The 21,270-nt window shown below is 61.0% G+C and carries 18 protein-coding genes, 1 pseudogene and 1 riboswitch; of the genes and pseudogenes, 14 read left to right on the top strand and 5 right to left on the bottom strand.

The features are described 5' to 3' along the window. The 9 genes from M0412_RS16630 (at position 1) to thiD (ending at position 9,362) form a co-directional block, all read left to right on the top strand. Positions 1-1,236: an ABC transporter substrate-binding protein gene (locus M0412_RS16630; RefSeq protein WP_065117631.1), complete on the top strand. Its 1,236-nt coding sequence runs from the start codon at positions 1-3 to the stop codon at positions 1,234-1,236. Between the two features lie 174 nt (positions 1,237-1,410). Next, complete coding sequence (locus M0412_RS16625) at positions 1,411-2,322, top strand: carbohydrate ABC transporter permease (protein WP_003519885.1); 912 nt, start codon at positions 1,411-1,413, stop codon at positions 2,320-2,322. A gap of 4 nt (positions 2,323-2,326) precedes the next feature. Beyond that, a complete protein-coding gene (locus M0412_RS16620; RefSeq protein WP_035220846.1) occupies positions 2,327-3,181 on the top strand; it encodes a carbohydrate ABC transporter permease in 855 nt (284 codons plus the stop codon). A gap of 12 nt (positions 3,182-3,193) precedes the next feature. Further along, the gene (locus M0412_RS16615; protein ID WP_269699433.1) at positions 3,194-5,185 is read left to right on the top strand and encodes an alpha-glucosidase; all 1,992 of its coding nucleotides are present in this window, start codon (positions 3,194-3,196) and stop codon (positions 5,183-5,185) included. Between the two features lie 36 nt (positions 5,186-5,221). Beyond that, positions 5,222-5,324, top strand: a riboswitch (TPP riboswitch). A gap of 128 nt (positions 5,325-5,452) precedes the next feature. Continuing rightward, a complete protein-coding gene (locus M0412_RS16610; RefSeq protein ID WP_269699432.1) occupies positions 5,453-6,238 on the top strand; it encodes an ABC transporter permease in 786 nt (261 codons plus the stop codon). Further along, the gene (locus M0412_RS16605; RefSeq protein WP_269699431.1) at positions 6,235-7,185 is read left to right on the top strand and encodes an ABC transporter substrate-binding protein; all 951 of its coding nucleotides are present in this window, start codon (positions 6,235-6,237) and stop codon (positions 7,183-7,185) included. Before M0412_RS16610 ends, M0412_RS16605 begins: the two co-directional genes overlap by 4 nt. Then, positions 7,182-7,922 carry a hydroxyethylthiazole kinase gene (locus M0412_RS16600; protein ID WP_142842715.1) on the top strand — a complete coding sequence of 247 codons (741 nt, stop codon included), beginning with the start codon at positions 7,182-7,184 and terminating at the stop codon, positions 7,920-7,922. Before M0412_RS16605 ends, M0412_RS16600 begins: the two co-directional genes overlap by 4 nt. Further along, complete coding sequence (gene thiE / locus M0412_RS16595) at positions 7,909-8,571, top strand: thiamine phosphate synthase (protein ID WP_142842714.1); 663 nt, start codon at positions 7,909-7,911, stop codon at positions 8,569-8,571. The genes M0412_RS16600 and thiE overlap by 14 nt, the downstream gene beginning before the upstream one ends. Then, a complete protein-coding gene (gene thiD / locus M0412_RS16590; protein WP_269699430.1) occupies positions 8,568-9,362 on the top strand; it encodes a bifunctional hydroxymethylpyrimidine kinase/phosphomethylpyrimidine kinase in 795 nt (264 codons plus the stop codon). The genes thiE and thiD overlap by 4 nt, the downstream gene beginning before the upstream one ends. Before the next feature lie 217 nt (positions 9,363-9,579). Here the strand turns inward: thiD and M0412_RS16585 are convergent, their stop codons facing one another. After that, entirely contained in the window at positions 9,580-10,038 is a 459-nt protein-coding gene (locus M0412_RS16585) for an Lrp/AsnC family transcriptional regulator (RefSeq protein WP_003500727.1), read from the bottom strand. A gap of 127 nt (positions 10,039-10,165) precedes the next feature. Here M0412_RS16585 and alr point away from each other — a divergent pair. From alr to M0412_RS16570, 3 genes and pseudogenes are all read left to right on the top strand, one after another. Further along, a pseudogene (gene alr / locus M0412_RS16580) lies at positions 10,166-11,333 on the top strand (alanine racemase). Between the two features lie 7 nt (positions 11,334-11,340). Beyond that, positions 11,341-12,597, top strand: coding sequence for a D-amino acid dehydrogenase (locus tag M0412_RS16575; RefSeq protein ID WP_269699428.1), 1,257 nt, complete (start codon positions 11,341-11,343; stop codon positions 12,595-12,597). 179 nt (positions 12,598-12,776) lie between these two features. Continuing rightward, positions 12,777-13,280, top strand: coding sequence for a BA14K family protein (locus M0412_RS16570; protein WP_052819027.1), 504 nt, complete (start codon positions 12,777-12,779; stop codon positions 13,278-13,280). A 201-nt stretch (positions 13,281-13,481) separates the two neighbouring features. Here the strand turns inward: M0412_RS16570 and M0412_RS16565 are convergent, their stop codons facing one another. Then, the gene (locus tag M0412_RS16565) at positions 13,482-14,837 is read right to left on the bottom strand and encodes a sigma-54 dependent transcriptional regulator (protein WP_269699427.1); all 1,356 of its coding nucleotides are present in this window, start codon (positions 14,835-14,837) and stop codon (positions 13,482-13,484) included. A gap of 1 nt (position 14,838) precedes the next feature. Then, positions 14,839-16,680, bottom strand: a complete 1,842-nt coding sequence (locus M0412_RS16560; RefSeq protein WP_269699426.1) for a sensor histidine kinase — start codon at positions 16,678-16,680, stop codon at positions 14,839-14,841. Between the two features lie 236 nt (positions 16,681-16,916). Here M0412_RS16560 and M0412_RS16555 point away from each other — a divergent pair, with 236 nt between their 5' ends. Both M0412_RS16555 and M0412_RS16550 read left to right on the top strand, forming a co-directional pair. Beyond that, positions 16,917-18,266 (top strand): dicarboxylate/amino acid:cation symporter, encoded by a 1,350-nt coding sequence (locus tag M0412_RS16555; RefSeq protein ID WP_269699425.1) that lies wholly within the window; start codon positions 16,917-16,919, stop codon positions 18,264-18,266. Positions 18,267-18,449: 183 nt separating this feature from the next. Continuing rightward, entirely contained in the window at positions 18,450-18,887 is a 438-nt protein-coding gene (locus M0412_RS16550) for an EamA family transporter (RefSeq protein ID WP_269699424.1), read from the top strand. A 44-nt stretch (positions 18,888-18,931) separates the two neighbouring features. Here the strand turns inward: M0412_RS16550 and M0412_RS16545 are convergent, their stop codons facing one another. Both M0412_RS16545 and M0412_RS16540 read right to left on the bottom strand, forming a co-directional pair. After that, the gene (locus tag M0412_RS16545) at positions 18,932-20,284 is read right to left on the bottom strand and encodes an aspartate aminotransferase family protein (RefSeq protein WP_269699423.1); all 1,353 of its coding nucleotides are present in this window, start codon (positions 20,282-20,284) and stop codon (positions 18,932-18,934) included. Between the two features lie 38 nt (positions 20,285-20,322). After that, complete coding sequence (locus tag M0412_RS16540) at positions 20,323-21,057, bottom strand: SDR family NAD(P)-dependent oxidoreductase (protein WP_194287719.1); 735 nt, start codon at positions 21,055-21,057, stop codon at positions 20,323-20,325. Positions 21,058-21,270 lie beyond the last annotated feature (213 nt).

The following is a 21,270-nucleotide window of genomic DNA, read 5'->3' as shown; positions in this document are numbered from 1 at the left end:
ATGAAATTCAAAGCTATAACCAGGGCAGCGCTCTGCGCAACCATGCTCACTTTCTCGGGACAGGCCTTTGCCGATGCCGAACTGAAAATCTTCGTTTCCAGCCAGCATCAGCCGGATGTCTGGCGCAAGGCGCTCGATCAATATGAGGCGAAGACGCCGGGCGTGAAGGTTGTCATCGAGACAGGCGGCAACACCTCGGAAATGCAGGCGCAATATCTCAACACCGTGATGTCGGCCAAGGATTCCAGCCTCGACGTGCTGATGCTCGACGTCATCCGTCCCGCGCAATTCGCCACCGCCGGCTGGACAAGCGATTTTTCCGGCAAGGACATGTCCGCCTATCTGCCGACCTATGCCGAAGCCAACACCGTGGACGGCAAGATCGTGGCGCTGCCCGCCTTCGCCGACTCCATGTTCCTTTATTACCGCAAGGACCTGCTGGACAAATACGGCATTCAGCCGCCAACCACCTGGGACGAGCTGAAGGAAGCATCCAAGAAGGTGATGGAGGGTGAAAAGAACCCGGAGCTTCAGGGCCTGTCCTTCCAGGGCAAGGCGATCGAAGGCGCGGTCTGCACCTTCCTCCTGCCCTATTGGAGCGAAGGCAAGTCGCTGGTCGAAAACGGCAAGCTGAACTTCGATAATCAGGCCGCCGTGGATTCGCTGAAGCTCTGGAAGAGCTTCGTCGATGAAGGCATTTCCAAGAAGAACATTTCCGAAGTCGCGACCGACGACACCCGCAAGGAATTCCAGGCCGGCAAGGTTCTCTTCGCCGTCAACTGGTCCTATGCCTGGACGCATTTCCAGGGCAAGGAATCGCAGGTGAATGACAAGGTTGGCGTCGCCCGCCTGCCGGCCGTCAAGGGCGGCGAGCAGACAACCTGCCTCGGCGGCTGGGAATTCGGCGTTTCCGCCTATTCCAAACAGCAGGATGAAGCCAAGAAGCTGGTGGAATATCTCTCCGGTCAGGATGTGTCGAAGTTCATGGCCATCAACGCCACGCTACTGCCGACCTATGCCGCGCTTTACAAGGATGCCGACGTGACCAAGGCAATCCCGTGGTTCGCCGATGCCCTGCCCGTGGTTGAAACCGCCAAGGCCCGTCCCGTGACGCCGCGTTACAACGAGGTCAGCGAGACGATCCGCACCACCGTCAACGGCGTACTTGCCGGCGTCATGACGCCGGAGGACGGCGCAAAACAGATGGAAAGCCGTCTGCGGCGCGTGTTGCGCTAAGCTTCAAGGCCGGAAAGCGGCGTGGTTTCATGCCCTTTCCGGCTGCTTCGACGGACAGGAATAAACGCGCCCGGGCGGTGCGATAAACGGGCCGGGTATGAACCGGTCCGATCGGGAGACGATGACGTGAATCCAGTTGCGGGAGTGGCAGGTGTGACAATGCCGGAAAGAACCATGGTCCGGGTGGACGAAAAGCAGCTGCCGCGCTGGACGCGGTGGCTCGATCTCGGCGACCGGTCGCTTGCCGTGCTTCTGCTGGCGCCTGCTGCCATTCTTCTGTCGCTGATCATCGTCTATCCGGTGGCGCGGCTCGTTTATACCTCGTTTTTCAGCCTGTCGCTGACATCGGGCCTGCCGGCGGAATTCATCGGCTTTGAAAACTACACGGCGATGTTCGACGATCCGATCTTCTGGGAAACGACCTGGAACACGGTTCTGATAACGCTGATTACCGTGCCCGGCGCCCTGTTCATGGGCCTTGGCCTCGCGCTGCTCGCCAACCTGCCCTTTTCCATGCAATGGCCGATGCGGCTGTCGCTGCTCATCCCCTGGGCGCTGCCGCTCTCTTTTGCCGGCCTGATCTTTGCGTGGTTCTTCCACTACGAGTATGGCGTGGTCAATGATGTGCTGAACCGGCTGGGCTTTGAAGGCGTCATCTGGTTCAACTCCCCCAACTGGGCGTTTGCGGCCATCTGCCTGACGATCATCTGGAAGACATCCTCTTTCATGGCGCTGATGATCCTTGCCGGCCTGCAGACCATTCCGCGCTCGCTCTATGAGGCGGCGGATGTGGATGGCGCCGGCAAAATCCGGCAGTTCTTCGAAATCACCCTGCCGCTGCTCAAGCCCTCGATCGTCGTCGCCCTCATCTTCCGCACGATCACGGCGCTGCAGACCTTTGATATTCCTTACATGATGACCGGCGGTGGCCCCGGCACATCCACCACGACGCTTGCCATGTACATTCACCAGAACACCGTTTCCTTCCTCGATCTCGGTTACGGTTCGGCGCTCGCTGTCATGATGTTTGCGCTCTCCATGTGCGTCACCGCCGTTTATCTCCGCATCATCAGGACGAAGGACTGATCCCATGAGCACCGTTGCAAATTCCGGTCTGTCCTCGTTCTTCTCCGGCAAGCCGCTGCGCTTCATCGCGGCCTCCATCCTTTTGGTCAACGGCCTGTTTCCGGCAATCTGGATCCTCTTCACCTCGCTGAAGACCGAAGCGGAACTGACGGCGAAGCCGATCACCTGGTTTCCGCACGCGCCGACGCTGGCCAACTACATGCAGGCCTTTTCCGATCAGCCGCTGCACCTCTTCCTGTTCAACAGCTTCATGGTGGCGCTGCTTTCGACCGCACTCACCATCCTGATTTCGGTGCTGGCGGCTTACGCGCTGGCGCGGCTCAACCTAAAATACCGGGCGCTGATCCTCTCGCTCATCATCGCCGTTTCCACCTTTCCGCTGGTAACGCTGCTGGTGCCGCTGTTCGAAATCATGCGGGCGCTGAACCTGCTCAACAGCTGGACGGCGCTTATCCTGCCCTACACCGTGCTTTCGCTGCCGGTCTGCACGTTGATGCTGGTCTCCTTCTTCGAAAGCATTCCGCGCGATCTCGAAAACGCCGCCATGATCGATGGCTGCACTCGCATCGGCGCGCTGTTCAAGGTGGTCGTGCCGCTCTGCGCACCGGGCGTTTTCACCGCCGGTATTCTCGCCTTCGTTAATGCCTGGGATGAATTCCTGCTGGCGCTTTCCTTCAATTCCAATCCGGCCCTTCGCACCCTGCCCGTCGGCATCCAGCTTTATCAGGGTGAATTCGCCTTCCCCTGGCCGGTCATTTCGGCGGCGCTGGTGGTTGGCATCGTGCCGGTCGCCATCCTGATCGTCATCTTTCAGGAACGGGTTGTCTCCGGCCTCACCGCCGGCGGTCTCAAGGGCTAAACAGGTACAGTCATGCATTTCGAAAAGACCAAAGACGGCTTCACGCTCGCAATCGGCGGCCGCACCATCCTGTCCCATTCGCCAGACAACCCCGCCTTCTTCGCCGGTTCTGGCCGCGAGCGGATGGATATGTATCGCGGCAATTTCGACATAGAGGATTATGTCATCGAGCGGATCGCCCTGCGCCACGCCGAGTTGAATGGCGACAGCGTTACGCTTTCCTCCGCACCAGGACAGGCACCTCACCTCCGCCTGACGCTCGACGGCAACGCCATCAGGCTGACGGCGCTGGATGAAACCATCAACCGCCTGTGGCTGCGCATCGTTGCGGAAACGGACGAGCACGTCTGGGGCGGCGGCGAGCAGATGTCCTATTTCGACATGCGCGGCCGGTGTTTTCCGCTCTGGACTTCTGAACCCGGCGTCGGCCGCGACAAGACCTCGGAGATCACCTTCAAGGCCGATGTGAGCGGCAAGGCGGGCGGTGATTATTACAACACCAACTACCCGCAGCCGACGTATCTCTCGTCGCGCAAATTCGCCCTGCATGTGGAAACGAGCGCCTATTCGGTGTTCGATTTTCGCAACGGCGATTTCCACGAAATCGAAATATGGGCGATCCCGGAAAAGATCGAGTTCTTCGCGGGCGATGCCTTCACCGATATCGTCTCCGCCCTGTCGCTGCGGTTCGGACGCCAGCCGGAACTGCCGGAATGGGTCTATAACGGCGCGATCATCGGATTAAAGGACGGCGTCAACTCCTTTGCTCGATTGGAGAAAATCCGTGCGGCCGGAACGAAGGTTTCCGGCCTCTGGTGCGAGGACTGGGTGGGCCTGCGCCAAACATCTTTCGGCGCGCGTCTCTTCTGGGACTGGCAGGCCAATGACACCCGCTACCCGCATCTGCGCCAGAAGATCGCCGAGCTGGCCGATCACGACATTCGTTTCCTGGGCTATGTGAACCCCTATCTCTGCGTTGACGGCCGGCTATTCCCGGTCGCCGAGGAAGCCGGTTATTTCGCAACTGGCGCAGACGGCAAGACGGCGCTGGTGGATTTCGGCGAATTCGACTGCGGCGTCGTCGATTTCACCAATCCGGCCGCCGCCGACTGGTTTGCCGAAGAGATCATCGGCAAAAACATGCTGGATTTCGGCCTTTCCGGCTGGATGGCCGATTTTGGCGAATATCTGCCGATCGACATCAACCTTTCCAACGGTGTCGATGCCAAGCTGATGCACAATGCCTGGCCCACCCTCTGGGCCGAGGTTAACGCGAAGGCCGTCGAAAGCCGGGGCAAGACGGGTGAAGCGCTGTTTTTCATGCGCGCCGGCTTCACCGGCGTGCAGGCCCATTGCCCGCTGATCTGGGGCGGCGACCAGTCCGTCGATTTCTCCCGCCACGACGGGCTTGTCACCGTCATCTGCGGCGCGCTCTCCTCCGGCCTGATGGGCAACGCCTATCACCATTCCGACATCGGTGGATACACCAGCCTGTTTGGCAATGTCCGGACAGCGGAACTCATCATGCGGTGGACGGAGATGGCCGCCTTCACGCCTGTCATGCGCACCCATGAGGGCAACCGCCCGCGCGACAATCTCCAGATCGATCAGGACGAAACGGTTCTCGCCCATTTCGCTCGCATGACGGCAATTTACGTCGCGCTCGCCCCCTATCTTAAATCGCTTTCCGCAGAGGCGGCCGAGACAGGTCTGCCGGTGCAACGCCCGCTTTTCCTGCATTTCGAGGATGACCGGCAAACCTACGCCATTCAGGACAGTTATCTCTATGGAGCCGACGTGCTGGTTGCGCCGGTCTGGAAAGCGGGCGAAACGCAGCGCACGCTTTATCTTCCGGGCAATGGCGAATGGGTGCACCTGTGGAGCAGCGCGCGCCATCCCGGCGGGCGCGAAGTCACCATCGAAGCGCCGCTCGGCCAGCCGGCGGTTTTCTATCGTGCCGATAGCCGACATATCGCCCTGTTTGAACAGCTTCGCAGCATCTGAGCCGTTGACAGCCAGCTAAAAAAGCGACAGTTTCCGACGCATTCCGAGGGGAGCACCGAACGGTGCTGAGATGGCGATGAGCCGGACCCTTGAACCTGATCCGGGTCATGCCGGCGTAGGAACGGAAACTGTCGCACCCTTCAGGCGCTGCCCTTTCTCTTCTCCGCTTGGCCATGATCTCCGTGATTGTCACATCTGGAGACTGAATGATGATGCTGAAACCTTCTGTCCTTCGCACATGGTGCGTTTGCGTCTGAGGTCCGGCTCATGCGTGCCACCCATGCATTGAACGGTATCGGTCTCCTGCTGCTTCTGTGGCAGGCAGGCACTTGGCTGTTTGCGCCGCCGCGCTATATCCTGCCGTCGCCCGCCGATGTCGCCGCCGCCTTCTGGCGTCAGCCCGGCTTCCTGTTCGGCCAGGCCATGGTAACGCTTGGCGAAATGGCGCTCGGGCTAGCGGCCGGTGTTACGGCGGGCATTCTCGTCGCGTTTACGATCGCCGCCATCCCGCGTCTTGGCCGCCTCGTCTGGCCCATGGTTCTGGTGCTGCAGGCCTTCCCGGTCTTCGTGCTCGCCCCCATTCTCGTGCTCTGGTTCGGTTTCGGCATGGCCTCGAAAGTGGTGATGACGGCGATCATCATCTTCTTCCCCGTCGCCTCCTCCTTCACCGATGGCCTTAACCGCACGGATCGCGCCATTCTCGACGCCGCCTCGCTGACGGAAGCAAGCCACTGGCAGATCCTCACCCGGCTGCGCGTGCCGCTGGCGCTGCCATCGCTTATTTCCGGGCTGAGGGTCGCCGCACCACTCGCCCCGCTGGGCGCCGTCATCGGCGAATGGGTGGGTGCTTCGGCCGGGCTCGGTTTCGTCATGATCCAGTCAAATGCCCGCATGCAGACCGACACGATGTTTGCCGCCATGGCCATTCTTGCCGTCATGGCGGTGCTGCTGCGGCTCATCGTCGACCGGGCGACCGCCAATCTGGCCCCCTGGGCCAAGGAAACAGAACATACCATTCCTCTCAGATATTTACGGAGACTTTCGGCACCATGAAACGAACGCTTCTTTCCCTCGTCGTCGCGGCAGCAGGCGCATTTGCCCCCATGCAATCACAGGCGGCCGACAAGCTTACCGTATTGCTCGAATGGTTCGTGAACCCCGATCATGCGCCGATGGTGATCGCCAGGGAACGTGGCCTGTTTGCCGACGCCGGGCTGGAGGTGGAACTGGTGCCGCCGGCCGACCCTTCCGCCGTGCCGCGTCTCGTCTCGGCAAAGCAGGCCGATATCGGCGTGCATTACCAGCCGAACCTCTATCTCGATCACGATGCCGGCCTGCCGCTCGTGCGTTTCGGCACACTGGTGGAAACTCCGCTGAACACCGTCACGGTTCTCGCGGATGGGCCGATCAAGAGCCTGAAGGACCTGAAGGGCAAGAAGGTCGGTTTTTCCGTTTCCGGTTTTGAAGATGCGATGCTTAAGCGCATGCTGGAAAAGGACGGCCTGACGAAGGATAATGTCGAACTCATCAACGTCAATTTCTCGCTCTCGCCGTCGCTGATCGCCGGCAAGGTGGATGCAACGCTCGGCGGTTTCCGCAATTTCGAACTGACGCAGATGAAGCTCGAGGGGCACGAGGGCCGTTCCTTCTTCCCGGAAGAACATGGTGTGCCGGCCTATGACGAGCTGATCTTCGTCACCCATCGCGATCTCGCAAAAGACAACCGCCTGCCGCGTTTCCTCTCTGCCGTGGAGCAGGCCGCGATCTTCATCACCAATCACCCGCAGGACTCCTGGCAGCTTTTCATCAAAGCCTATCCGAACCTTGACGATGCGCTGAACAAGCAGGCCTTCTTCGACACGCTACCGCGTTTCGCCAAACGTCCCGCCGCTCTCGACCGCGCGCGCTACGACCGCTTCGGCGCCTTCATGCAGGAGATGCAGCTGATCAAGCAGGCACCGAAGGCAGACGATATCGCCGTGGAGCTGCAGCAGCCATGACGACGAATTTCCCGACAGCGGCAAAAGCCGCCGAGATTCTGGAGCGGGTGCGCAAGACGCGCCCGCGCGTACACTGCCTGATGAACACCGTGGTGCAGAAATTCACCGCCGACGGCATCACCGTCGTCGGCGGCATTCCCTCGATGACCACCTCGCTCGAGGAAATCGAGAGCTTCGTCACCAAGGCGGATGCATTGACCGTCAATCTCGGCACGCTGGATGCCGAGCGGCGCAAGGTCATCCGGCTGGCGATCGAGATCGCCAATGCATCCGGCAAGCCGTGGATCGTCGACCCCGTCCATTGCGATTATTCGCCATCCCGTCTGGAGTTTGCCCGCGAACTCATCGCACTTTCCCCGACGATCGTGCGCGGTAACCGCGCCGAAATGAGCCTGATCGGCGATGTGCCCGACGCGGTGCGGATCGAAACAGGGCCGGTCGATCATCTCCGCGACACGACCCGTGGCGTCAGGATCGTCAACGGTCATCCATGGATGGCAAAGGTCACCGGCACCGGTTGCCTCTCGGGCGGCATCATCGCCGCTTTCATGGCCGTGGAGAAAGATGCGCTGGCGGCGGCGTCCTCCGCCCTTGCCGTGACAGGGGTTTCCGCCGAGTTAGCTGCGAAACAGGCCAGAGGCCCCGGCACCTTCGAACCGGCATTTCTGGATGCGCTTTCCGAAATTTCAGGGGAAGACATCATCAACCACGCGAGGATAGAGCATGAACAAGGTTGATTACCGCCTCAACGCATTGGTCGATGCCAGTCTTGCCGATGTCGCGCCCTTACCCGAGCTTGCTTTGGCGGCCGCACTCAACGGTGCGACCATTCTGCAATATCGTGACAAGCACGGCTCGACGCGGGAGATGATCGACAACGCCCGCGCCATTCATGAGGCCATCGCCGGCACCGGTGTCCCGCTTGTTATCAACGACCGCGTCGATGTGGCGCTCGCCTCCGGCGCTGATGGCGTGCATCTCGGTGCCGATGACATGGATGCGAAGACCGCACGGCGCATTCTCGGCGAAAAGGCGATCATCGGCCTCACCGTCAAGAACCGCGCCGATGCCGAGCGAGCGGCCTCCATGCCTGCCGATTACGCCTGCATTGGCGGCGTGTTCGAAACGGTTTCCAAGGTGAACCCGGACAAGCCGGTCGGTATCGATGGTTTTGCGACGCTTCGCGCCCTGCTGCGCGAATGGCGGCCGGATATGCCTGTCGGCGCCATCGCCGGTATCGACCTTGCCCGTGTACCGTCAATCATCGCCGCCGGCGCGGATGGTGTCGCGGTTATTTCCGCCATCTTCCGGGCAGGCGATATTGCCAGCGCAACCAAGGGCTTCCGCTCTGCAATTGACGCGGCGCTGAAAGCGAGACAGCCATGACATCCATTGCATTGACCATTGCCGGCTCCGACAGCGGCGGCGGTGCCGGCATTCAGGCCGACATCAAGACCTTCTCCGCTCTCGGCGTCTATGCCGCCAGCGTCATCACCGCCATCACCGCCCAGAACACCAGGGGCGTGACGGCGGTGGAGGATATTTCGGTGGCCACCATCATTGCCCAGATGGACGCGGTTTTTTCCGATCTCGCCGTCAACGCAGTGAAGATCGGCATGGTCTCACGCATCGAAACCATCGCCGCCATCGCGGAACGGCTGCGGCGGCAATCGCAACCGGTGGTGCTCGACCCCGTCATGGTGGCGACATCAGGCGACCGGCTGCTGCATGAAGACGCCATCGAGACATTGCGGCGGGAGCTTTTGCCGCTCGCGGCCATCATCACGCCAAACCTGCCCGAAGCGGCGCTGCTGACCGGCACGCCGATTGCACAGACGCAGACGGACATCAACCGCCAGGCCGAGACGATCCTCAAGGCCGGTGCAAAAGCCGTGCTCATCAAGGGCGGACATGGCGATGGGCCTGAGAGCACGGATTATCTGTTTGCTGATGGCACCATGCTGGCGCTTGCCGCGCCGCGGGTGGACACGAAGAACGACCACGGCACCGGCTGCACGCTGGCGGCGGCGATTACGGCCCACATTGCCAAGGGTTGTGAGCTGCGGGAGGCGGTCGGGCTTTCGAAGGAATATTTGAACGGAGCGCTTGAGGCTGGGCGCGGGCTTGCCGTCGGGAATGGGCGGGGGCCGGTGCATCATTTTTATCGGTGGTGGTGACGGGATGCCGCAGGAGCGTGGGGCTCCCCCCCCTCTGTCCTACCGGACATCTCCCCCTCAAGGGGGGAGATCGACAAGCGGCTTGCTCACCATTCAATGAGCGAAGTTTCTCACATTGAGAGGATTGCGTGGGACTGAGGCAGAAACCTCACCCGATCTCCCCCCTTGAGGGGGAGATGTCCGGCAGGACAGAGGGGGGTAAGCCCCAACCTCGACGCTACCTCGCCTTCGGTGTCGCCAACACATTCCGGATCGCAAAACTCGAATGAATCCGCGAAACCCCCGGCAGTTTCGATAGAATCTCCTTGTGAATCCGTTCGAAATCCCCCGCACTTTCCGCCTCACAGCGGAGGAAATAATCCGAGCCGCCCGTCATCAGGTAACATTCGCGGATTTCCGGATACCGCCGCACCGCATTCTCGAACCGGTTGAGAAAATCCTCCGTCTGGCGGTCGAGCGTAATCTGCACGATGACCGAGATGACCTCGCCGCCCGCGAGACCGCTGGTCAGCGCCGTATATCCGCGGATAATGCCCTCCCGTTCGAGAATATCGACCCGGCGCAGGCAAGCCGAGGCCGAAAGCCCGACCTCCGCGGCCAGCTTTGCATTGCTGATACGGGCGTTGAGCCGAAGCAGGCGGATGATGTGGCGGTCGGTCGCATCAAGTGACGACATAGAAAATTCCAATCAGACAAAGAAAATTGCGCCATTTTTAATTCTATCGCATTTCCTTCGAACAATCGCCAAGAAATTCGATAATCGTTGCAATACTCTCATGGGATAAGAATGAGGGTGAACGACCATGGACATGCAGATCAGCCGCCAGCAGGCAGCCGGTGGTGCAAGCGGCCATCTGAGCATCGATCTCGGCGCATTACGCGACAATTACCTGACCCTTGCGGCCATGGCCCCGGCATCGCAGACGGCAGCGGTCGTTAAGGCGGATGCTTATGGCCTCGGCGCTGATATCGTCTCGCAAACCCTGTTCGACGCAGGCTGTCGCAATTTCTTTGTCGCCCATATCGATGAGGCGCTGGCGCTCCGGCTTCGTCTGTCGGCACAGGCGCGGATTTTCGTGCTCAACGGTCTTCAGCCCGGCAATGAGACCTCCTGCGCCGCCATGGCCGTCACCCCGGTTCTGAACTCGCTGGAGCAGATTGCGCAATGGTCGGCCCACGCGCGCCATCTCGGCAAGACGCTACCGGCGGCGGTGCAGATCGATACCGGCATGTGCCGTCTTGGCCTCTCCCCCGCAGAGCTGGAAATCCTCACGTCCCAGCCGCAATTGCTCGATGGTATCGACACCGCCTTCGTCATGAGCCACCTCGCCTGCGCCGACGAGCCGGATCATGCCGCCAACGCCCTGCAGCTTGCGGTGATGCGTAAAGCTGCCATTGCTTTTCCCGATGCGCCCGTCTGCTTTTCCAACTCCGGCGGCATATTTCTCGGCAATGACTACCACAATCATCTGCTGCGCCCCGGCATCGCGCTTTATGGCGGCGCGCCCTCCGTTGCCCGCCCGAACCCGATGAAGCCGGTCGTGCGTCTCGATCTCGCCGTCATCCAGACCCGCACCGTGTCCGCCGGCTCGCTCGTCGGTTATGGCGGCTCCTTCGAAGCCGCAGGTCCCACATGTCTTGCAACAATCGCCGCCGGTTATGCCGATGGTCTGCCACGCTCGCTCAGCAATCGCGGGGCGGCGTGGTATAATGGAATTCGTCTGCCAATTGCCGGGCGTGTTTCGATGGACAGCATCATTCTCGACATATCGGCCCTGCCCGAGGGAACATTAACCCAGGGTAGCCTCGTTCAGATGATAGGGCCTGAACAGACACTGGAAGACATCGCCGAGGATGCCGGCACGATTGCCTATGAAATCCTGACCGGCCTCGGACGCCGTTACCGCCGCAGCTACATTCAGCCGGGAGAAACCCCCGGTAACCGCTTCAACATCAGTCAATCATAAGTGAGACGATCATGAACGTCACTATCCTCGGAGCCGGCGTTGTCGGCGTGACATCCGCCTGGTACCTGGCCAAAGCCGGACACAAGGTGACGGTGATCGACCGCCAGCCGGCCGCAGCGCTCGAAACCAGCTTCGCCAATGCCGGTGAGGTCTCCCCCGGCTACTCCTCGCCATGGGCAGCGCCCGGCATTCCGATGAAGGCGATGAAATGGCTGTTCATGAAACATGCCCCCCTCATCATCCGCCCGACGGCCGATCCGGCGGCGTGGCGCTGGATGAGCCAGATGCTGCGCAACTGCACCTCGGCGCGTTATGCCATCAACAAAAGCCGCATGGTGCGCGTCGCCGAATATAGCCGCGATTGCCTGATGGCGCTGCGCGACGAGACCGGCATCCAATATGACCAGCGCATGCAGGGCACGCTTGAGGTCTTCCGCACCCAGAAGCAGTTCGATGCCATCGGCAAGGATGTCGACGTGCTGACCGCCGGCGGTGTACCCTTCGAAATTCTCGACCGCGACGGGTGCGCTGCCATTGAGCCCGGTCTTGCACCCGCCAAGGAGAAGATCGTCGGTGGCCTGCGTCTGCCCGGCGACGAGACTGGCGACTGCTTCATGTTCACCACCGAGCTCGCCCGCATGGCGGAAGAAGCCGGTGTTACCTTCATCTATGATACCGGCATCATGCGTCCTGTCGTTGAAGCCGGCCGCATCAAGGCCGTGGAAACCACCAAGGGTCTGGTGGAAGCCGATGTTTTCGTCGCTGCACTTGGCAGCTATTCTCCGCAATTCGTGCGCCAGCTCGGCCTCAACCTGCCGGTTTATCCGGTCAAGGGTTACTCCATCACCGTTCCGGTCGTGAAGGAGGAGCGCGCCCCCGTCTCCACCGTGATGGACGAGGCCTACAAGGTGGCGATCACCCGGCTGGGTTCGCGCATCCGCGTCGGCGGCATGGCAGAGATCGCCGGTTTCAGCAAGGATCTGCCGGCCGCGCGGCAGGGAACGCTGACCCATTCAGTGGAAGACCTGTTCGGTGGCGCGGGGGATCAGAGCCAGGCGAAATTCTGGTCTGGCCTGCGCCCGATGACACCGGATGGTACGCCAGTCATCGGCGCTACCCGCTACAGCAATCTTTACCTCAACACCGGCCACGGCACGCTTGGCTGGACCATGTCCTGCGGTTCCGCCCGCGTACTTGCCGATCTCATCAGCGGGACCAAGCCGGAGATCGACACGCACGATCTGGCGATCAGCCGTTACGCCGCATGATCAACGCTTGCCGCGCCGCCACCTGGCGGCGCGGCTTGCGAAAATCGGGCCGGCCCGCGCGAATTTCGGCCGTCAACACGCCACAATTCATTCAGCGCCCGTTCAGCAGCAGCGCTATATTTCTTTAACCATCGAATTTGCAACTGGCAGCGCCCCTGCCATCTGGATGGAAGAAGACCATGTCGTCCTTTGCAGCTAAAACCGTTCTGGCCGTCGCCGTAGCCGCCGCCACCATCGTTCCTTTCAACACCGCGTCTGCCGACGACTGGGGTCGCCGTGACCGCCGCGACGCCGCCATTCTGGGTGGCGTACTTGGCCTTGCTGCCGGTGTTGCCGTCGGCTCCGCCCTTTCCCGCCCGGCGCCTGTTGACGATGAGCGCGTCTACATCGACCCGCCGCGCCGTTACGAGCCGAGCTATGTCTATGACGAGCCGGATTACCAGGAATACCGCCCGGCCCCCGTCTACCGTCCCGCTCCCGTCTATCGCCCGGCACCGGTCTATCGCCCGCAGCCGGTTTATGACAGCCGCCCGGTCTATGGCCAGCGCGCCACCTATCGCACCATCGAGCCGTGGACCAACGCCTGGTACGACTATTGCTCGCAGCGTTACCGCAGCTTCAATACCCGCACCGGCACCTATACGGATTATGACGGCCAGCGTCATTTCTGCGTCGCGGGCTAATAGCGCCAGCGGCTTCCAGCAGGAGCGACAGCAGAAAAGCTGAGCGTCATACTGGCGATGCGCGCCAAAGTCTCCTCCGTCATCCTCGCCCTTGAGGCGAGGATCCACACTTTCGATCTCCGATGGATCCTCGCCTCAGGGGCGAGGATGACGCCGAGTGTGAGAAAGCCGTCCAAAGCGTTGCGGCTCTTTCACGCCCCCTCAGTTCTTCACATAATCCGCCCGGTTGATGCCGTGGCGTTGCAGCTTGTCATAAAACGTCTTGCGGGCGATGCCGAGCGTTGCAATTGTCTCCGCCACATCCCCATTCGACTGTTCCAGCGTTTCGCGAATGATCCGCGCCTCGATCGCATCCATGCGTTCGGGCAAGGTGCCGGATGCGGGCATGGCAGCCTGCGCAACGGGTGCAACGGCCGCTTCCGTTTCCAGTCCCAGAACCACCCTTTCGGCGAAATGCCCGAGTTCGCGCACATTGCCCGGCCAGTCATGATCCTGAAGCCGACGGGAAATTCCGGCGCTGATCTGCGGCACGGCCATGTTGAAACGGTTGGCGGCCTTGGTGACGAAGTGGGAGAACAGCAGCGGAATATCCGCCTTGCGCTCCCGCAGCGGCGGTATCGACAGCGTCACCACATTCAGTCGGTAGTAAAGATCCTCGCGAAAGGTGCCGCGCTCGGCGGGATCGCCGAGATCGACCTTGGCCGCCGCCACCACGCGGATATCGACCGGCCGTTCCTCGTTTGAACCCAGCGGCGACACCTCGCGCATTTCCAGCACGCGCAGCATCTTCACCTGCACGGCAAGCGGCATGCTTTCAATCTCGTCCAGAAACAGCGTGCCGCCGCTGGAATGCTCGATACGGCCGACACGTTTCTTCTGCGCGCCGGTAAAAGCGCCGGGCTCATGGCCGAAAAGCTCGCTTTCGATCACCGTTTCCGGCAGTGCACCGCAATTCAGCGCCACGAAATTTCCTCGCGAGCGCTTCTTGCTCCAGCGGTGCAGCGCCGTCGCCACCACTTCCTTGCCGCTGCCTGTCTCACCCGCCACCAGCACATCCACATCCGTATCGGCAATGTGCCTGAGCGTGGTGCGCAGACGCTCCATGGCCGGCGTCTGGCCAATCAGCGGCAAATCGTCTTCCGCCTGCCCGGCAGCGCGGCGAAGCGCGCGGTTTTCCAGCACGAGGCGGCGCTTTTCCAGCGCACGGCGGGCACTCTCCACCATGCGTTCGGCGGGAAAGGGCTTGGCGATGAAATCATAGGCGCCGTTATGAAGCGCATCGACCGCCATCGGCACGTCGCCATGGCCGGTGATGAGGATGACAGGCAGATCGGCATCGATCTTGCGGACATGGTCGAAGAATTCGAGGCCGGTCATGCCCGGCATGCGCACATCCGTGATGACGATGCCGTCGAAATCCTCGTTCAGCGCCGCAAGCGCCTGTTCGGCGCGGGAAAAGGAGGTGACCGGCAATCCGTCGAGTTCCAGCGTCTGCACCATCGCCTTGCGCAGCTGCGAGTCGTCATCCACCAGGAATATGGTTCCATCCACCGTCATGTCATGCTCGCTTCAGATATACGGAAAAAGCCGTGCCCGCCCCGCTGCTCGTCACCTCGATACGTCCGCCATAATCCGAGGCAATATCGTTGGAGATGACGAGGCCTAGACCGAGGCCGCTTTCCTTTGAGGTGTTGAAGGGCGAAAACAGCTGGGCGCGGATGGCCTCGGGAATACCCCCGCCATTGTCGCTGACCGAAAGCACGACCATGTCGCTCTCCTCGCGCACGCGCACTTCCACGCGGGCAGCGCTAATCTCTTCGGTGGCTTCCAGCGCGTTTTGCAGAAGGTTGATGAGGATCTGCTCCAGCCGGATGCGGCTGCCGAGCACCTTCAAATCCTCATCCGGAAGCGCGATATCCAGCGCATCCATCTGCCCGGAAAAACGGCTGCGCAACAGCATGACCGCGCCTTCGATGACCAGTTTGAGGCTGACCGGCTCGGCGGCGGTGCGGCCCTTGCGGGCCAAAATCTTCAGGTCACCGGTAATCGTGCCGATGCGCTCGGTCAGCGCGGCGATGTTTTCGAGATTTTCGGTCGCCTCGGACAAACGGTCGCGTTTCAGCAGGGTGCGGGCATTGTCGGCAAAGGCGCGGATGGTCGCCACCGGCTGGTTGATTTCATGCGCCACACCCGCCGCCACCTGGCCGAGAATCGAAAGGCGGTTGGCCTGCACCAGCTCATGCTGCACATTGCGCAACTCGCCCGTCGTCTTTTCATGCAAAGCGATTTCCGCCTGCAGATGGTCGCGGGTCTTCGTCAGGTCACGGGTCCGCTCCTGCACCTTCATTTCCAGCTCCGCGCGGGCGCGCTGCTCCTCTTCCTTTTCCTTGAGCGTCTTGTGCCGGCGCCACAGCCACAGGGCCGAAAGACCCATCAGCGGCATCAGCGTCGCCAGCGCCACCACCCGGCCCTCGCGGATTGCGGCGTTCAGCGCAGGCGCTACGGGTTGCAGGTAATGCAGCGTCCATGTGGTCGTCGGCACCGACGTTTCCAGCCGCAGATAATCGCCGCGCTCCCGCCCCGGCTCATCGACATGGATGAGCGGAACATCATCGCCCGATGAGCGGGCCGGCCGGAACGGCAGGATCGCCAGCGTCTCATTGCCGAATTGCAGGCTTTCGGAAATCACCTTTCGCCGCGCTTCGTCAATCGGCGCAACGGTCTTGAAGCGCCATTCCGGCACGCTCGTCATCAGCACCACGCCGTTTCTGTCGACCACATAAACCGGCTTGCCGCCAATGTTCCAGTCCGATTCCAGACGATTGAACTCCACCTTGGCGATGACAACACCAAGCGGCCGCCCGTCCGCGGCATCGATGCGGCGGGAAATATAAAGACCCGGCCGGCGGCTGACATTGCCGAGCGCATAATGTTCGGACATGCCGGTCTTCATCGCCGCCTGAAAATATTCGCGGAACGCGTAGTTGGAGCCGACGAAGCTGTCCTCCTCCCGCCAGTTGCTGGAAGCGATGGTGAGACCGGTTGGCCCGGTCACATAGATGACAGACGACTGCGTGCCTTCGATCAGCCCCTCCAGCTTGCGGTTCAGCCGGTCGACCGCGACGGCGTCGCCGCCATCCAGCGCGGTGGAAAGATCGGGATCACCTGACAGAACCAGCGGAATGGCCCGCGGCCGCTCCAGCGCGACATTCAGCAACGCAATCTTCAGTTCAGCATCGGTTGACGCCTCGAAACCCGCCGTTCGCATTGCCTGATGACGGGCGAATTCATCGGCCACCAGCAAGGCACCAAGACTGACGAGCAGCCACAGGCCGGCCAGCGCCAGCCACTGCGCGCGACGTTTCGCCTGAGAATGAGGTGCCTGATCCTGATAAGTCATGCGCTAATTGTGCGGATTTACACACAGACCGCAAGAGAATTTGTCCGGAATTCCGCACAAATGCTCGTGAGCCGGCAAAGCACCAATAAAAAGTACTTTTTAAATCAGGTAATTACGACAAATAAGCAAGTCTGGCATGCGTATTGCACATGACTCCGCAATCGGCGCGAAGCCGTCAACGTCACGGCGATCCCGGGAGGCCAATAAAGGCAGGGTGAGGCCGAGGAGGAAAAAACATGATCGATAGCACAGCCGTGGCCGCAGGCCACGCCAAGCAGCCATTTTACAAGCACCTGTATTTCCAGGTTCTGGTCGCCATCATCGCCGGTATCGCGCTTGGCCATTTCTATCCGACCTTCGGTGAGCAGCTGAAGCCGCTCGGCGACGGCTTCATCCGCCTCGTCAAGATGATCATCGCTCCCGTCATCTTCCTCACCGTCGCAACCGGCATTGCCGGCATGAACGACATGAAGAAGGTTGGACGCGTGGCCGGCAAGGCCATGATCTACTTCCTGGTGTTCTCCACCCTCGCGCTCGTTGTCGGCCTCATCGTCGCCAATACCGTGCAGCCGGGTGCCGGCATGAACATCGATCCTTCGACGCTGGATGCCAAGGCCGTCGCGACCTACGCCGACAAGGCCCATGAGCAGACCATCACCGGCTTCCTGATGAACATCATCCCGACCACCATCGTCGGCGCATTTGCCAGCGGTGACATTCTGCAGGTGCTGTTCTTCTCGGTTCTGTTCGGCATCGCGCTCGGCATCGTCGGCGAAAAGGGCAAGCCCGTCACCGATTTCATGCATGCCATGATGTATCCGATCTTCAAGCTGGTCGCGATCCTGATGAAGGCCGCCCCCATCGGCGCTTTCGGCGCCATGGCGTTCACCATCGGCAAATACGGCATCTCGTCCGTCACCAACCTCGCAATGCTGATCGGCACCTTCTACGTCACGTCGGCCCTGTTCGTGTTCGTGGTTCTCGGCGCCGTCTGCCGCTACAACGGCTTCTCCATCGTCGCGCTCATCCGCTACATCAAGGAAGAACTGCTGCTGGTTCTCGGCACCTCGTCTTCCGAAGCCGCCCTGCCGGGCCTGATGAGCAAGATGGAAAAGGCCGGCTGCAAGCGCTCCGTCGTCGGCCTCGTCATTCCCACCGGTTACTCCTTCAACCTTGACGGCACCAACATCTACATGACGCTGGCGGCCCTCTTCATCGCCCAGGCCACCGGTATCCACCTGTCCTTCGGTGAACAGATCCTGCTGCTGCTCGTCGCCATGCTCTCCTCCAAGGGCGCGGCCGGCATCACCGGCGCAGGCTTCATCACGCTCGCTGCAACGCTCTCCGTCGTGCCTTCCGTTCCGGTTGCCGGCATGGCGCTGATCCTCGGTATCGACCGCTTCATGTCGGAATGCCGCGCGCTCACCAACTTCGTCGGCAACGCCGTCGCCACCATCGTCGTCGCCCGCTGGGAAGGTGAACTGGATCAGGACCAGCTTGCCCGCGTGCTCAGCGGCCAGGAAGAAATCTCCGGCATTGCCGATGTGGATGCGGCACTGCCGGCATCGGTTCAGCCCGCCGAATAATACGACCTCCCAAGGTCCGGCCTGTCCCGGCTCCGTCCGGACAGGCTCTTACAAGAAGGCCGGCGCATCATGATCGATGCGCCGGCCTTCCACGTTCAGATATAGTCGTGAAAACAGTTCTTATCGCCGGGCAGATGCTGTAGAGCCAGACGGGAGCGAATGGATGAACGGAGTTGGCATCATATGAAGAACCTGTTTCTCGCCTGGCAATTCTGGGCACTGCTGTCAGCGGCTTTTGCGGCGCTCACCGCCATTTTTGCGAAGATCGGCATCGAAAACGTCAATTCCGATTTCGCCACCTTCATCCGCACCATCGTCATTCTCGCCGCCGCCGGCCTGATGATTTACATCACCGGCAACTGGCAGCAGCCCTCCACCATTTCCGGGCGCACCTGGTTGTTCCTCGTGCTTTCAGGCCTGGCGACCGGCGCATCGTGGATATGTTATTTCCGGGCACTGAAAATCGGCGATGCCGCCCGCGTCGCCCCCATCGACAAGCTGAGCGTCGTCTTCGTCGCCGTCTTTGCGGTGCTGTTTCTCGGGGAAAGGCTGTCGTTGCCCAATTGGCTCGGCGTTGTCCTGATCGCCTGCGGTGCAGTGCTCGTGGCCTACAGGGGATAAGCCAGCCGGGCAGGAACGCTCGGCCAGCGCAATCGATAAAATCGTCAGCCGCGTGCAGCCGCGACCTTGTCCAGTCCGCGTTTCACGCCAGCGAATAGCTCATCCAGCTGCTCGGCCGTGATGATCAGCGGCGGGCAGAAGCAGATGGATTCGCCGATCGGCCGGGTGATGACACCCTCCTCCTCGATGGCGGCGGCAATGGCGAGCGTCGTATCGCCGGCCTTCAGGCCTTCCCATGGCTTCACTTCCAGCGCGCCAAGAAGACCGACGCCGCGCGAGGAATGAATGAGCGGGTGATCGGCAAGCGCCTTCAGATGATCGAGAAATTTGCCCTCCAGCCGGGCAACGTTGCCGACCAGATCCCGCTCCTGGATGATCTTCAGGTTTTCCAGCCCCACTGCCGTCGCGACCGGATGACCGGAAGCGGTGTAACCATGGCCGAAGGAACCGATCCGGTCGGACTCATCGGCAATCGGCTGGTAAAAACTGTCATTCATGATGATCGCCGAAAGCGGCATGTAGGACGACGAAATCTGCTTGGAAACAACAAGCACATCCGGCTTGATGCCATAGGTCTCGCAGGCAAACATCTTGCCGGTGCGGCCAAAACCGCAGATCACCTCATCCACGACAAGCAGAATGTCGTATTTCTTCAGGATCGCCTGCACGCCTTCCCAATATCCTTCCGGCGGCAGGAGAACCCCGCCGGCGCCCATCACCGGCTCGCCCCAGAACGCGGCGACGGTTTCGGGGCCTTCGCGAAGGATCAGGTCTTCCAGCTCCTTCAGGATACGCGTGGTGAAATCCGCTTCGCTTTCCCCATCCTTGCCGAAATGCACATAGGAGGGGCAAGCCGTATGCAGCATACGGTCCAGCGGCAGGTCGAAGCTTTCATGGTTGCGCGGCAGGCCGGTGATCGAGGCTGATGCGATGGTCACGCCATGGTAACCCTTGATGCGGCCGATGATCTTCTTCTTGTCTCGTCTGCCGAGCGCATTGGAGCGATACCAAACCATCTTGGCGGCAAGATCATTCGCCTCGGAACCGGACGATGTGAAGTGCACCTTCGACATCGGCACCGGCGAAAGCTCGATCAGCAATTCAGCGAGATCAACGGATGGGCCATGCGTCTTGTAGGAGAAGGTGTGGTAATAGGGCAGCTTCTGCATCTGCTTCGTTGCAGCATCCACCAGCCGCTGTTCGCCAAAACCGAGCGCCACCGACCACAGCCCCGCCATCGCCTCGATATAACGCTTGCCGCTGCTGTCGGTGACGTAGATGCCCTCGCCGCTTTCGATCACCAGACCGCCGGTCTTTTCGAATTTGCGCAGGTTGACATTCGGGTGCATCTGATAGGCGATGTCGCGTGCCTCGACGGAATTCGGCAGGATGGTCATCGGTAAGGGCTCCGTTTCGGTTGGATTGGGCTGAGGCGTCAGACGTGCTGGCCGCCATTGATGTGAATTTCCGCGCCATTAATGTAGCGCGACTGGTCCGAGCAGAGGAAATAGATGGTCTGCGCCACCTCCGCCGTGGTGCCCAGCCGGCCGAGCGGCACCTGGGCTTCTACCAGCTCCGCCGTTCCGGGAGAGAGGATGGCGGTGTTGATCTCGCCCGGCGCAATGGCATTGGCGCGCACGCCGCGAGGGCCGAATTCATGTGCCAGTTCCCGCGTCAGCGCCGCGAGCGCTGCCTTCGAGGTGGCATAGGCCACGCCGGCAAAAGGATGCACGCGCGAGCCGACAATCGAGGTGACATTGACGATGGAGCCTTTCGCGGCCTCCAGTTCCGGTAAAAGCGCGCGGGCGAGCAATGCCGTTGAAACGAGGTTGACGTTGAGCACCCGCGTCCAGATGTCAGCCGTGGTATCCGCCACACCAAGTCGGCTGCCGCCTTCGCCCTTCGGTGAAATACCGGCATTGTTGACGAGAGCCGCGAGTTTTCCTTCCGGCAGGCGCGAACGCACCTCGGCCGCCAGATCTTCAATGCCGGATAAATCCTCGAGATCTGCCTGGATATGGCTCTCCCGCGCCGATGGCCAGCGGCATTCCTCCGAGAACGGTTGCCGCGATACGGTAAGGATCCTCCAGCCCTTCTCCTGAAACAGCTTGACGGTGGCATGTCCTATTCCACGGCTGGCGCCGGTCAGAAGCATAAAAGGAACTGCCATATGAGAACTCCCGTGCCATGCGGACCGTTGAGCCGATCGAACATTCAGCCCGCATGTTAGAGAGTTACAACCGGTGGACAAGGGCTTTTTTGTCGCGGCGCACCGGCGGGAAAACCGCCACGGGTTAATCCCATTTGATGGGCGCCTTTCACCCGAAGGGAATATTTGAAGCCGGCCGTTTGCCCATAAAATGAAGTCTCCCGAATTTGTGAT

This window comes from Agrobacterium sp. O3.4, from assembly GCF_041414895.1.
In the GTDB taxonomy this organism is placed as follows: Bacteria; Pseudomonadota; Alphaproteobacteria; order Rhizobiales; family Rhizobiaceae; genus Agrobacterium; species Agrobacterium cucumeris.
The sequence above is the reverse complement of the archived record's forward strand: the minus strand, read 5'-3'. Positions and strand labels throughout refer to the sequence as shown.